The sequence below is a fragment of the Pseudomonas sp. Irchel 3A7 genome (assembly GCF_900187565.1).
In the GTDB taxonomy this organism is placed as follows: Bacteria; Pseudomonadota; Gammaproteobacteria; order Pseudomonadales; family Pseudomonadaceae; genus Aquipseudomonas.
Map to the genome: position 1 here is coordinate 1 of NZ_FYED01000004.1, position 13,253 is coordinate 13,253.

The window sequence follows — 13,253 nt, forward strand, 5'->3', positions numbered from 1 at the left end:
CTGGAGCACGATCTACATCACAGGCAAAAAGCCTAAGGAGCTGCACGGCTTCCAAGTCCCTCCCTCGATGATCAGTCGAGAACTATCGCTCCTGATGGAGCGATAGTCGAGATACAAGGAGCTGCCGAAGGCTGCGATCTTTTGATCCTGCTCTTCGGCGCTTTCCCCCGGATTTTCGGGGGGAGGGCGGTAAGTGATTGTTATGTCGGCAAAAAACTTTAAATTTTTTGAAAAATAAGTTTGACAGCCTTTCGATACGCCCTTAAGATTCGCCCCGTCCTCAGCGATGACATCAACGATGAGGGGCTATAGCTCAGCTGGGAGAGCGCTTGCATGGCATGCAAGAGGTCGACGGTTCGATCCCGTCTAGCTCCACCAATTTACACTTCAAGGCCTGGCCACACCGGCCTTGAAGCGATCAACACTCAGCGTTGATCAGTTGTATAGAAGGGTTTGCGTCCCCTTCGTCTAGTGGCCTAGGACACCGCCCTTTCACGGCGGTAACAGGGGTTCGAGTCCCCTAGGGGACGCCAGTTTTACAGAAGCGATGTTGCAAGATGTTGCTCCGCCGCGAGGCGAAAAATCCGGGGCTATAGCTCAGCTGGGAGAGCGCCTGCATGGCATGCAGGAGGTCAGCGGTTCGATCCCGCTTAGCTCCACCAATTTTACAGTTCAAGGTCTGGCCACACCGGCCTTGAATCGATCAGCACTCAGCACTGATCAGTTGTATAGAAGGGTTTGTGTCCCCTTCGTCTAGTGGCCTAGGACACCGCCCTTTCACGGCGGTAACAGGGGTTCGAGTCCCCTAGGGGACGCCACGATTACCCGCTCTGCGGGATTTTATAAGGGTCATTCAATTATTGAATGGCCCTTTTGTTTGTCTGGCGTTTGGCCAAATCCCCCATTTCTTTCAAACTGTTCTTCAGACCAGCGGTCACATCCACGACTTGCAGAAAATTATTATGAGAATAATATTCTAGTCGTAATATTCGGAGGCAACGATGAACGATAAAAAAGCTCAAACCCGCGAACGCATTCTCAAGGCCGCCAGCGCAGCGCTGATTCAGCGTGGCCCGGCCGAACCGAGCGTGGGCGAAGTGATGGGCGCGGCCGGCCTGACTGTCGGCGGCTTCTATGCGCACTTCGAAAGCAAGGACGCGATGATGCTGGAGGCGTTCAAGCAGTTGCTGGGTCGCCGTCGTGACTTGATTGCCGACATGGATGCCGAGTTGACCGGTGAAGAGCGTCGCGCCTTGGTCGCTGCGTTCTATCTGTCACGCAAACACCGTGATTCCAGCGAGTCTGCGTGCCCGATCCCGGCCTCGATCGGCGAGCTCGGACGTCTGCCTGAGACGTTCCGGATCGCGCTGAATGAGCATTTGGAGTTGATGGTCGCGCAGTTGGCGGCCAGTCCTGAAGATATCGACAAAGCTTTGGCCGACATGGCCTTGATGGTGGGCGGTCTGGCGCTTGCACGGGCGCTGGGTCCTGGTGATTTATCCGATCGATTGCTTCGCGCCGCCAAGTCTGCGGTGCGTTGACCTGAAGGCAAAGCCTTGGGAGACAGCGATGAGCACGTTGAAGTGGGTTCGTGGCGTTAATGGCACCTTGGGTTGGTTTGCTCCAAAACTGGTCGCAAGCAAAATGCGATTGGCGTTCATGACGCCGCGAGATTTTCCACCGCGTGATTGGGAATTGCCGTTGCTGGCAAAGTCCGAGCGGATCACTTTGCGTTTCGGTCTCTCGGCGTTGCGTTGGGGGCAGGGGCCGGCGGTGTTGCTGATGCACGGCTGGGAAGGTCGGCCGACGCAGTTTGCCAGCCTTATCACCGCGCTCGTCGATGCCGGTTACACCGTGGTTGCCCTCGATGGTCCGGCACACGGTCGTTCTCCGGGCACCGAGGCGAATGTCGTGTTGTTTGCCCGTGCCATGCTCGAAGCCGCCGCCGAATTACCGCCACTGCAGGCTGTCATCGGTCATTCCATGGGCGGCGCCAGTGCCATGCTTGCCGTGCAACTGGGCTTGCGGACTGAAACGCTGGTCAGCATCGCCGCGCCGGCGCGGATCCTCGGTGTACTCCGTGGTTTTGCCCGCTATGTGCGATTGCCACCGAAAGCCCGTTCGGCATTCATTCGCCAAGTCGAGAAGGACGTTGGCATGCGTGCTGCCACGCTGGATGTCGCGCACTATCAACTGGACATGCCTGGTCTGATTGTCCATGCCGAGGACGACAATTTCGTCCCGGTCAAGGAATCGCAATTGATCCACGAAGCCTGGTTCGACAGCCGCCTGTTGCGCCTGGAGGAGGGTGGTCATCAGCGGGTCCTTGCTGATCCGCGGGTCATTGATGGTGTGTTATCACTGCTGGCCGGTCGTAGCCTGCAATCGCGCCAATCGGCCTGAGCATCCGTTACACTGCCCCGGTCGAAATCATCTGACCGGGAGTGGGGCATGGGCTGGGATCGGGCAACGCCATTTATTATTGATCTGCAGGTGGGCGCCGAGGATATCGACGGCCTGGGGCACGCCAACAACGCGGTGTATGTGACCTGGCTCGAACGCTGTGCCTGGCGCCACTCCCAACGCCTTGGCCTGGATCTGGTCGAATACCGTCGACTGGACCGGGCGATGGCGGTGGTGCGGCATGAGATCGATTACCTGGCGGCCGCCTATGAAGGCGACGAACTGCAATTGGCGACGTGGATCGTCGATTGGGACCAGCGCCTGAAAATGACCCGCCATTTCCAGTTGAAGCGCCCCAGCGACAATTCGACGTTGCTGCGCGCGCAAACCACCTTCGTCTGCATCGAACTGTCCACGGGCAAGCCCAAGCGCATGCCGGCGGAGTTCATTGAGGGCTATGGTCCGGCGTTGCAGATAATGTACACCGCCAAAATCTGAAATGTGGGAGCGGGCTTGCTCGCGAAGACGACGGCACATTCAATATTGATGCCGACTGATACGCCGCTTTCGCGAGCAGGCTCGCTCCCACAGTTGATTGGGGTGATCGGGACTTTTTGTGCTCGGCACTGCTCCCACGGGGTGATCTGCGATGTTCTGCAGATTCCCTCCGAAACCAGTAAACTGCCGCACGTTTTTCGTTGAGTGTGTTTTTCATGCAAATTGCTTTGGCGCCCATGGAGGGGTTGGTCGACAACATCCTGCGCGACGTACTGACCCGTGTGGGCGGTATCGATTGGTGCGTGACCGAATTTATCCGGATCAACGATCAACTGCTGACGCCGGCCTATTTCCACAAATTCGGCCCTGAACTGCTGACCGGAGCCCGAACCGCGTCCGGCGTGCCGCTGCGCGTGCAATTGTTGGGTTCAGACCCGGTTTGCCTGGCGGAAAACGCCGCGCTGGCCTGTGAGCTGGGCTCGAAAGTGATCGACCTGAACTTCGGCTGCCCGGCCAAGACCGTGAACAAATCCCGTGGTGGCGCGGTGCTGCTCAAGGAGCCTGAGCTGCTGAACCGGATCGTCGAACATGTCCGGCGCGCCGTTCCGGCGCACATTCCGGTGACGGCCAAGATGCGTCTGGGCTTCGACAGCCCGGACGGTTCGCTGGTGTGTGCCACCGCCCTGGCCGAAGGGGGCGCGGAGCACATTGTGGTTCACGCGCGGACCAAGACCGACGGCTACAAGCCTCCGGCGCACTGGGAATGGATTCCGCGGGTACAGGACGTGGTCAAGGTGCCGGTGTTTGCCAACGGCGATATCTGGAGCGTTGAAGACTGGCGCCGTTGCCGCGAGATCAGCGGCGTGGAAGACATCATGCTGGGCCGCGGTCTGGTTTCGCGTCCGGATCTGGCCCGGCAAATCGCCGCGGCGCGTGCCGGCGAGGAGGTTGTCGAGATGACCTGGGCCGAACTGCTGCCGCTGCTTCAGGACTTCTGGCTGCAAGCCAAGGCACAGATGACGCCACGTCAATCGCCGGGACGATTGAAGCAGTGGCTGGCGATGCTGACGCGCAATTACCCCGAAGCGGTTGAGCTGTTCACTGTCTTGCGGCGCGAGACCGAGCTGGATCAGGTTTCGCGTTTGCTGGGGCTGCCGATGGCTGAAGCAGCCTGAACCCATTGTTAAAAAAAACCGAAAAAAACTCTTGAAATGCAATCAGCGGTCCCTATCTAAGGGTTACGCGATGCCGAATTCGGGTCGCGGAGACAAAAAACCTTGCTGATTGTTTTCAGGAGATTTGAATCATGAGTACTGCATTTTCCCTGGCGCCTCTGTTCCGTTCCTCGGTAGGCTTCGACCGTTTCAACGACCTGTTCGAAACCGCCCTGCGCAACGAGCCAGGCAGCACCTATCCACCCTATAACGTCGAAAAGCACGGTGACGACCAATACCGCATCGTCGTGGCGGCAGCCGGTTTCCAGGAAGACGACCTGGAGCTGCAAGTGGAAAAGGGTGTGCTGACCATCAGTGGCGGCAAACGTGATGCCAACGAAGGCGTGACCTTCCTGCATCAAGGCATCGCTCAGCGTGCCTTCAAACTGTCCTTCCGCCTGGCGGATCACATCGAAATCAAGGCCGCCGGCCTCAGCAACGGGCTGTTGAGCATCGATCTGCTGCGGGTTGTTCCGGAAGAGGCGAAAGCCAAACGCATCCCGATCAACGGGACGCAAAAGCCGGCTCTGCAACACTAAGCCGAAGTAATGAAAAGGGCGCCGTTGGCGCCCTTTTTTGTACCTGCGTTTTAACGCTGCCGGCTGACTGTCGCCGCTTCCACGACACGCGGATGCCGGGACGAAAACAGTAAGCCACCGGCGATTTGCCAGATCACGGCAAAGGCACCCACCAGAAACACGATGTCGCCGAAGGTGCGGACCCAGCGCAGGGTTTGCAGCAGGTCCTGCTGCATGAACGCTTCGCTGCGGGCGTACCACAAGCCCTGGCTGGCGCTCGCGTAGAACTGCAGGATGCCGATGGGCAGGAGGCTGGTGACGATCATCAGCATCAGGCCGCCGTTGAGCCACCAGAACCCGGTGTTCATCAGTCGATCGTTGAACTGCAGGTTCGGTCGCAGGTAACGCAGGATCAGCAGGCTGAAGCCCAGCGCCAGCGAGCCGTAAACCCCGAACAAGGCCGCGTGTGCATGCATGGGCGTGGTATTCAGGCCCTGGATGTAAAACAGCGCAATCGGCGGGTTGATCAGGAAGCCGAACACGCCGGCACCCAGCATGTTCCAGAACGCCGTGGCGATGAAGAATTGCAGCGGCCAACGAATCTGCGCCATCCAGGTTGCGCGTTCTTTCAGGCGCCAGTTTTCCCAGGCTTCGTGCCCCAGCAAAATCAGCGGGACCACTTCCAGCGCGCTGAAGGTTGCGCCCACGGCCATCACCGGCGTGGTAGTGCCGGCGAAGTAGATGTGGTGAAACGTGCCGGGAACGCCGCCGAGCATGAACAGCGAGGCCGAGCCGAGGGTGGCGGTGGTGGCCAGGCGCTTGGATACCAGGCCCATGCTGGTAAAGATGAAGGCCAGGGCGGTGGTGGCAAAGACTTCAAAGAAACCTTCGACCCACAGATGCACGACCCACCAGCGCCAGTATTCCATGACCGACAGGTTGGTGCGCTCGCCGTAGAACAACCCCGCGCCATAGAACAGGCCGATGGCCACCACCGACGCCGCGAGCAGCGCCAGCAGGTTTTTATCACCGGGCTGACGCAGGGCAGGAACCATGGCGCGCAACATCAGCACCAGCCAGAACACGATCCCGGCAAACTTGGCGATTTGCCACAGACGGCCCAGGTCTACGTATTCGTAACCCTGATGCCCCAGCCAGAAGCTCCAGTCCTGTGGCATCAATTGCGCGATGGCGAGGAAGTTGCCTGCATATGACCCCACAACCACCAGTACCAGCGCCCAGAACAGCACATCGACGCCGAGCTTCTGCCATTTCGGGTCTTTGCCGCCGTTGATGAACGGCGCCAGAAACAGGCCGGCCGCGAGGAAGCCGGTGGCGATCCAGAACATGGCGCTCTGCAAATGCCAGGTCCGGGTCAGCGAGTAGGGGAACCACTTCGACAGCGGCAGCCCGTAGAAATCCTGGCCCTCGACCGTGTAATGCGCCGTCACCCCGCCCATCAATACCTGGAAGCCGAATAGCCCACCGACCAGCAACAAGTACTTGCCCAGGGCCTTTTGCGAAGGTGTGAGTTTGATCAGGCTCAATGGATCCTTGGCCGGGACCTTGGGCTCGCCTTCTTCGTGGTTGCGCAAGAATGCCCAGCCCCAGACCAGGAAACCGATACCCGCCAGCAACACGACGATGCTGACAATCGACCAGACGATGTTTTCGGCGGTCGGGTGGTTATCGATCAAGGGTTCGTGGGGCCAGTTGTTGGTAAAGGTCGCGTCCTGGCCGTCGCGTTCGGTAGCGGCGGCCCAGGCGGTCCAGAAGAAAAAGTACGTCAACTGCTGGCGTCGCGCGGCGTCGGGCAAGGTGTTTTCTTTCATGGCGAAACTTTCGCGGCTGCCGTGCAGCGAAGCGTCGTTGCCGAACAGCGCATGGTAATACGCAGCGGTTTGCGCGATGGCTTGCACGCGGCGCTCGCTGAGCACCAGGGTGCCGTTCACCAGCCGGTTGCCGCGGTACTCGCGTTTGAGTTGATGACGCAACAGAGCCTGCTGATCGTCGTCGATGGCCTGGTAAGCCTTGCCGTAAGTCTGCTGCGCCGCCAGGTCCAGCCAGGCGAGCAACTCGCGGTGCAGCCAGTCGGCGGTCCAGTCCGGCGCCTGATAGGCGCCATGACCCCAGATCGAGCCCAGCTGCATGCCGCCAATGCCCTGCCAGGCGGTCTGGCCGTCGAGGATGTCGGAGGCTCGGAACAGGGTCTTGCCTTCGACGTTTTGCACCTGCTCGGGAATGGGCGGTGCCTGCCGATAGATCTCGCGGCCGAACCATCCGAGCAGGCAGAAGCTTACGCCGAGGACGCCAATCAGCGACCACCATAATTTGCGGTATTCACCCATGGAATCACCTCAATGTTCCAAAAAAAACGCCCGCATAACGGGTATGCGGGCGCAGAAAACCCGGCCCTGTGATCGGGAAGAGTGGCCGGGGTATTGCACGGGAGAATGATCGGCTGCCGCGATCATTCATCGGCGGGGCGAGACGTTTGTCTGCCGACCGAATGCGTGGTCTCAATGTAAGTCGCACCCGGTACGACGTCACTCGTACACAGGGTCAGTGGGGTCATGTGTGGGTTTAAGCGATTCATACACAGGTATGAAAGCGGGCTTGTCCGAGGATTACGGCTCGCCTGCGAACTTTCTTTGTAAGCACCAGAAGCCAATGTGGGAGCGAGCCTGCTCGCGAAGACAGAGTGTCAGTCGACATCAATATTGACTGACACACCGCCTTCGCGAGCAGGCTCGCTCCCACAGTAGGCTCGCTCCCACAGTAGGCTCGCTCCCACATTTGATCGGTTTTACCCCAGCAGTGTCTGAAACTCTTCCACCGGCAACGGCAAGCTGTGCAGATACCCCTGGTAAAAGTGACAACCCAGCCCCTGCAGGAAATCGAGCTGGTCTTGTGTCTCCACGCCTTCGGCAATCACTTTCAGTTCCAGGCTGCGGGCCATGGCGACGATGGCGCGGATGATTTCGGCGTCGTTGGGGTCGGTGGTGGCGTCGCGAATGAACGACTGGTCGATTTTCAGGGTGTCGACCGGCAGGCGCTTGAGGTAGGTCAATGAGGAATAGCCGGTGCCGAAATCGTCCATGGCAAAGCTCACACCGAGTTTTTTCAGGCGCAGCATTTTGCTGATGGTGTCTTCCAGGTTCTGGATGACGATGCCTTCGGTGATTTCCAGTTTCAGCAGGGAGCAGGGCAGGCCGTAGTGGGCAAGGCTCTCTTCGATGCGCTCGACGAAGTCATTCTGGCGGAATTGCCGTGGGCTGATGTTCACGCACAGGCTGAAATCCTGCGGGTCCACCAGTCCGTTGACGATCAGATGCCTGAAGGCCTGGCAGGCCTCGTCGATGATCCAGGTACCCACTTCCAGGATCAGGCCGCTGTCCTCCAGTACCTTGATGAACTCGGCGGGCGATTGCGCGCCGAGTTCCGGATGGGTCCAGCGCACCAGCGCTTCGGCACCGACGATGCGATTATCCCGGGCGTCGAGTTGGGGTTGGTAGTGCACGCGGAACTCACCCCGGGACAGCGCCAGGCGTAGATCTGTCTCCATGCGCAGGCGCTCGCTCGCGGCCTTCTGCATGGTGTTGTGATACATCTGCGCGGTATTGCGCCCCGAATCCTTGGCGCGATACAGGGCGATATCGGCGCGTTTGAGCAGGTCGGTCGGCGTCGAGCCGTGATCGGGAATCAGCGCAATGCCGATACTCGGTGTCACCTGCAGGCGCTGGCCGTCGAGGAACATCGGCTCGGACAATAATTCGCGCAAGGTGTCGGCCAGTCCCCGCACCTGGTTGCTGACCTCGTTGCGCGAACCTTCGAGGCCGCTGAGCAGCACCACGAATTCGTCACCGCCCAGGCGCGCGACGGTGTCTTCCATGCGCACGCTGGCTTCCAGGCGCGCGGTGATGATTTTCAGCACCGTATCGCCCACCGGATGGCCGAGCGAGTCGTTGATGTGCTTGAAGTGGTCGAGGTCGAGGAACATCAGCGCGCCGCGCAGGTTGTGGCGCTTGAGCAGGGCAATCTGCTGGCTCAGGCGATCCATCAGCAGCGCGCGGTTGGGCAGGTTGGTCAGCGGGTCGTGGTAGGCGAGGTGGCGGATCTGTGCCTCGGCGTTTTTCAGCAGGCTGACGTCCCGCGCGGTCAGCAACAGGCAGGCGGTTTCATTGAGGGTGATCGGCTCCACCGAGACTTCGACAGTCAACAACTCGCCGCGCTTGTTGCGCCCGAGCATTTCCTGGTGATGGACCCGGCCCTTGATCTGCAGTTCGGCCAGCAACGCCGAACGTTGCTTCTCTTCGGCCCAGATGCCGACCTGATACACCGTGCGACCGATCACTTCGTCGGCGCGGTAGCCGGTCAGGCGGCAGAAGCCGTCGTTGACCTCCAGGTAGCGCCCGGTGTCGCGTTCGGTGATGGTGATGGCGTCGGGGCTGGAGTGGAACGCCTTGGCGAACTTCTCTTCACTGGCTTTGAGCGCCGCTTCCGAGCGTTGTTGCTGGGTAATGTCGCGCAGGGTGGTGACGATGCACGGCTGGTCGCCGACGCTGATCTGGCGGCTGGAAATCACGCAGGTCAAGGATTGCCCGTCCTTGTGCTGGACGATGATCGCCACATTGTTGAGCGCTTGTTCGCGGATCACCTGTTCGATCCGCTGCAGGCTTTTCGCCGAAGCATCCCACAGGCCGATTTCGTCGGCGCTGCGGCCGATCACGTCGGCGGCGCTCCAGCCGAACGTCTGGGTGAAGCTGGAGTTGATCTCGATGAACTGCCCGGTGTCCTGGCGGGTCACGCAGATCGGGTCCGGGCTGACCTGGAACAGCGTGGCGAACTTTTCCTCGGACGCCACCAGCCGTTGTTCGCGTTCAACCTGGTCGGTGATGTCGAGCAAGGTGCCGGCCATGCGCAGCGGCACGCCGTTGTCATCGCGGTAGAGTCGGGCACGGCTTTCCAGGTAGCGCGAGCTGCCGTCCGGCAGTTGCACGCGATAGGTCAGTTGATAGTTGCCGGCCGGGCCTTCGCGCAAGCTGCGGTAGGCGTCGCGCATGGAGCTGCGTTCTTCGCCGGGCACGCCTTCGAAAAACTCTTCGAAAGACTCATGGAAGGGTTTGGGCTCCATGCCGTGCAACTGCGCGGCGCGTGCCGAGCCATAGAGCATGCCGCTGGGGATGTGCCAGTCCCAGGTGCCCAGTTGCGCCGAATCCAGGGCCAGGTCGAGGCGTTCCTGGCTGTCTTTGAGCGCATGCTCGGCAGCTTTGCGCTCGGTGGTGTCGAGGAAGGTGCTCAGCAGATAGGGCTGACCCTCGAGTTCGACCTTTTGCGCGCTGAGGATGCCGTCGTGGATCTGGCCGTTGCTGGCGCGGAACTGCACCTCCATGCTGGTCAGTTCGCCCTTGGCCTTGGTGGCCTTGACCAGTTCCGACCGTTGCTCGGGGTGCACCCACAGGCCCAGCTCCAGGGTGGTACGGCCGATGGCGTCCTGCACCGGCCAGCCGAACAGGCTTTCGAAATACTGGTTGGCTTCGGTGATCAGGCCGTCTTCCTGACGGGTCAGCAGCACCATGTTCGGGCACAGGTGAAACAACGTGGCGAAGCGCTTTTCCGAACTGCTCAACGCCTGTTCGCGCTGGCGCTGGTGAGTGATTTCGCGGATCACGCCGATCATCCGTGGGCGACCATGCTTGTCCGGCAGCAGGCTGCCGTTGATCTCCAGCCAATGCAGGCTGCCGTCAGGCCAGCGAATGCGGTGGTGCATCGCTTGTTCCAGCGGTGCTCCGGCGATCACCGCATGGAAGGCGCGAACGGCTTTCGCCCGGTCTTCGGGGGGCAGCAAGTCGAGGTATTCCAGATCGGCCGGCAAAGGTTGCCGTGGATCAAAGCCGAACAATGCCTGTGTACCCCGAGACCAGCTGATCTGGCCGCGCTCGATATCCCAATACCACGCACCCAGACGCGCACCGTTCAGGGCGGCCAGCAATTGGGGGGCACTTTCCCAGCTCTGCTCGGAGCGTTTGGGGTCAAGTGCCTGGATACGCGGCATCGGCGGAATACGGTCAACAGATTTCGGCATTGGCAAGCCTTAGGCTGAAGTGGGCATTAGGCACAGGAATTCGCGGCTCTATAGGCGTAGCACAAGTCAGCCTTGAGTCCCTGGCAAATCGATTTGAGCATCCAGCAAGGCCATGAAAGCCCGTGCTGCATTCGACAGCGTCCGTTCTGTGTGCAGGATATAGCCTAGCTGGCGAGACAGTTGTATGCCCGGCAAAGGTATTCGCGCAACTTGATCATCAAGCATGGTGCGCGGCAGGACGCTCCAGGCCAGGCCGATCGATACCATCATCTTGATGGTTTCCAGGTAATTGGTGCTCATGGCGATGTTCGGCGTCAGGCCCTGGGCTTCGAATAGACGCTGGACGATATGGTGCGTAAAGGTGTTGCCGCCGGGGAATACCGCCGGATGGCGGGCGATGTCCGCCAGGCTGACTTTGCCGTTGTGCAGCAGCGAATGCTCCGGGGCGACGACGAAATCCAGCGGGTCGTCCCACACAGGCGTGGCCTTGACCAGCGCGTGGGGCTCCGGTGCCAGGGTGATGACCGCCAGTTCGGCGCGGCCATGCAGGATCTCTTCGTAGGCCACTTCCGAATCGAGAAACTGAATATCCAGCGCGACGTCCGGGTAGCGTCGGGTGAACTCCCTTAATAAGGGCGGCAAACGGTGCAGGCCGATGTGGTGACTGGTGGCCAGGGTCAGACGACCGGTCACCTCGCCGGTGAGGTTGGTCAGGGCGCGGCGCGTATCATCGAGAACGTTCAGGATCTGATAGGCACGGGGCAGCAGGGCGCGACCTGCCTCGGTCAGGCCGACTTCACGGCCCAGCCGATCGAACAGTCGCACCTTTAATTGCTGTTCCAGCCCGGCGATGCGTTTACTGATCGCCGGTTGAGTCAGATGCAGCCGTTCACCGGCCCCGGAGAAGCTTCCAGTCTCGGCGATGGCGATAAAGGCATTGAGATTGGCCAGGTCCATGGATGCATTCCAGTTGGTTATCCAAAGCATAAAAAATATGAATTTGAGTTATTTAATGTAACCCCATAGGATCAGCCTCACAAGCCAAAGGGTTATTGAAACTGTCAAAGCCCGGGGCATAGAAACAAGCTGATGAGGAAACCGTCTGATGGCCGGCAAAACGCTCTACGACAAGCTCTGGGATTCGCATTTGGTCAAGCAGCGCGACGATGGCTCTGCGCTGATCTACATCGACCGTCACATCATCCATGAAGTGACCTCGCCGCAAGCCTTTGAAGGCCTGCGTCTGGCCGGGCGCAAGCCGTGGCGCATCGATGCCAACATCGCGACCCCGGACCACAACGTTCCGACGACTCCGGAGCGCAAGGGCGGTATCGAAGCCATTGCCGACCAGGTCTCGCGTTTGCAGGTCCAGACCCTCGACGATAACTGCGACGAATACGGCATCGTCGAGTTCAAGATGAATGACGTCCGCCAAGGCATCGTCCACGTCATCGGCCCGGAGCAGGGCGCCACCTTGCCGGGCATGACCGTGGTCTGCGGCGACTCCCATACCTCGACCCACGGCGCGTTCGGTGCCCTGGCCCACGGTATTGGCACTTCCGAGGTCGAGCACGTGCTCGCCACCCAGTGCCTGGTCGCCAAGAAAATGAAGAACATGCTGGTGCGCGTCGAAGGCCAATTGCCATTCGGCGTGACCGCCAAGGACATCGTTCTCGCCGTGATCGGCAAGATCGGCACCGCCGGCGGTAACGGCCACGCCATCGAATTCGCCGGCAGCGCGATTCGCGACCTGTCCGTCGAAGGCCGCATGACCATCTGCAACATGTCCATCGAAGCCGGTGCGCGCGTCGGTCTGGTGGCTGCAGACGAAAAAACCGTGGCCTACGTCAAGGGCCGTCCGTTCGCTCCGAAAGGCGCTGAGTGGGACCTGGCGGTCGAAGCCTGGAAAGACCTGGTGTCCGACGCCGATGCGGTGTTCGATACCGTCGTCGAGCTCGACGCCACTCAGATCAAGCCGCAAGTCAGCTGGGGTACTTCGCCCGAGATGGTGTTGGCGGTCGATCAGAACGTGCCGGATCCTGCGAAGGAAATGGACCTGGTCAAGCGCGGTTCCATCGAGCGTGCCTTGAAATACATGGGTTTGACCGCCAATCAGGCGATCACCGACATTCAGCTGGACCGCGTGTTCATCGGCTCTTGCACCAATTCGCGGATCGAAGATTTGCGCGCTGCTGCGGTCATTGCCAAGGGCCGCAAAGTGGCTTCGACCATCAAGCAGGCCATCGTGGTGCCGGGCTCGGGTCTGGTGAAGGCGCAGGCCGAATCGGAAGGCCTGGACAAGATTTTCCTCGAAGCCGGTTTCGAATGGCGCGAGCCGGGTTGCTCGATGTGCCTGGCGATGAACCCTGACCGCTTGGAGTCGGGCGAACATTGCGCTTCGACCTCCAACCGAAACTTCGAAGGGCGTCAGGGCGCCGGTGGCCGTACCCACCTCGTCAGCCCGGCCATGGCCGCAGCCGCCGCGGTAAACGGTCGTTTCGTCGACGTCCGTGAATTGATCTAAAGGAGCGCAGC

The 13,253-nt window shown here is 60.3% G+C and carries 9 protein-coding genes and 4 tRNA genes; 10 read left to right on the top strand and 3 right to left on the bottom strand.

What is annotated here, in order from left to right; translation table 11 throughout:
• Window positions 1-302: 302 nt before the first annotated feature.
• The 9 genes from CKW21_RS07145 to CKW21_RS07185 all read left to right on the top strand — a co-directional run bounded on the left by CKW21_RS07145 (window position 303) and on the right by CKW21_RS07185 (window position 4,654).
• A tRNA-Ala gene (locus CKW21_RS07145) sits at window positions 303-378 on the top strand.
• 79 nt (window positions 379-457) lie between these two features.
• Window positions 458-533 (top strand) — tRNA-Glu (locus CKW21_RS07150).
• Window positions 534-586: 53 nt separating this feature from the next.
• Window positions 587-662: transfer RNA gene (locus tag CKW21_RS07155), tRNA-Ala, on the top strand.
• An 80-nt stretch (window positions 663-742) separates the two neighbouring features.
• Window positions 743-818: transfer RNA gene (locus CKW21_RS07160), tRNA-Glu, on the top strand.
• A 183-nt stretch (window positions 819-1,001) separates the two neighbouring features.
• Entirely contained in the window at window positions 1,002-1,541 is a 540-nt protein-coding gene (locus CKW21_RS07165) for a TetR/AcrR family transcriptional regulator (RefSeq protein ID WP_095193294.1), read from the top strand.
• A 28-nt stretch (window positions 1,542-1,569) separates the two neighbouring features.
• On the top strand, window positions 1,570-2,403 hold the full coding sequence (locus CKW21_RS07170; RefSeq protein ID WP_095193295.1) for an alpha/beta fold hydrolase: 834 nt from the start codon (window positions 1,570-1,572) through the stop codon (window positions 2,401-2,403).
• A 48-nt stretch (window positions 2,404-2,451) separates the two neighbouring features.
• Window positions 2,452-2,901 carry a thioesterase family protein gene (locus tag CKW21_RS07175; protein ID WP_095193296.1) on the top strand — a complete coding sequence of 150 codons (450 nt, stop codon included), beginning with the start codon at window positions 2,452-2,454 and terminating at the stop codon, window positions 2,899-2,901.
• 215 nt (window positions 2,902-3,116) lie between these two features.
• Window positions 3,117-4,076, top strand: a complete 960-nt coding sequence (locus CKW21_RS07180; protein ID WP_095193297.1) for a tRNA-dihydrouridine synthase — start codon at window positions 3,117-3,119, stop codon at window positions 4,074-4,076.
• A 131-nt stretch (window positions 4,077-4,207) separates the two neighbouring features.
• Window positions 4,208-4,654, top strand: a complete 447-nt coding sequence (locus CKW21_RS07185) for an Hsp20 family protein (RefSeq protein ID WP_095193298.1) — start codon at window positions 4,208-4,210, stop codon at window positions 4,652-4,654.
• Between the two features lie 50 nt (window positions 4,655-4,704).
• On the opposite strand, the gene CKW21_RS07190 is transcribed toward CKW21_RS07185, so the two are convergent.
• The 3 genes from CKW21_RS07190 to CKW21_RS07200 all read right to left on the bottom strand — a co-directional run bounded on the left by CKW21_RS07190 (window position 4,705) and on the right by CKW21_RS07200 (window position 11,675).
• Complete coding sequence (locus CKW21_RS07190) at window positions 4,705-6,981, bottom strand: nitric-oxide reductase large subunit (RefSeq protein WP_095193299.1); 2,277 nt, start codon at window positions 6,979-6,981, stop codon at window positions 4,705-4,707.
• Between the two features lie 458 nt (window positions 6,982-7,439).
• Entirely contained in the window at window positions 7,440-10,718 is a 3,279-nt protein-coding gene (locus tag CKW21_RS07195; protein WP_095193300.1) for a PAS domain S-box protein, read from the bottom strand.
• 66 nt (window positions 10,719-10,784) lie between these two features.
• The gene (locus CKW21_RS07200) at window positions 10,785-11,675 is read right to left on the bottom strand and encodes a LysR family transcriptional regulator (RefSeq protein ID WP_095193301.1); all 891 of its coding nucleotides are present in this window, start codon (window positions 11,673-11,675) and stop codon (window positions 10,785-10,787) included.
• A gap of 148 nt (window positions 11,676-11,823) precedes the next feature.
• Here CKW21_RS07200 and leuC point away from each other — a divergent pair, with 148 nt between their 5' ends.
• Window positions 11,824-13,242 carry a 3-isopropylmalate dehydratase large subunit gene (gene leuC, locus CKW21_RS07205; protein WP_095193302.1) on the top strand — a complete coding sequence of 473 codons (1,419 nt, stop codon included), beginning with the start codon at window positions 11,824-11,826 and terminating at the stop codon, window positions 13,240-13,242.
• Window positions 13,243-13,253: the final 11 nt, after the last annotated feature.